We start from the raw sequence: 335 nt of genomic DNA on the forward strand, positions 1-335 counted from the left end.
GCCAGAATGAACAGGATTTTTTCCGTCGGCCCGTTGTTGCGTACGGTCCTGAGTTCGGCGGCGACGAGCAGGCTAAGGCCCCCGAAGCCGAAATTCATGGCCAGCACGCGCCAGGTCAGATCCGGCTGGACGAACATGAACCACGCGAAGGCGGCGAGCCCGCCGCCGACCAGAACCGCCAGCACCGACAACGACGGATTGAAAAGGCGGATGATGAAAAACGCCGCGATCAGCGGCAAAATGAGCCGGGGATCGGCCGGAATGGCCTTCACCGCATTGATGGCGAAGGTGACGACGATACCGGCCAGCATGCCGGAGGCGACGCGGGCCGGAAT

Annotated in this window: 1 protein-coding gene; it reads right to left on the minus strand. The window is 63.0% G+C overall.

Annotated features, from left to right (window positions below; genetic code table 11):
- On the minus strand, nt 1-335 hold a 335-nt coding region (locus tag EN852_RS42880; protein ID WP_246694545.1), incomplete at both ends, for a benzoate/H(+) symporter BenE family transporter.

The organism is Mesorhizobium sp. M2E.F.Ca.ET.209.01.1.1, assembly GCF_004010375.2.
Lineage (GTDB): Bacteria > Pseudomonadota > Alphaproteobacteria > Rhizobiales > Rhizobiaceae > Mesorhizobium.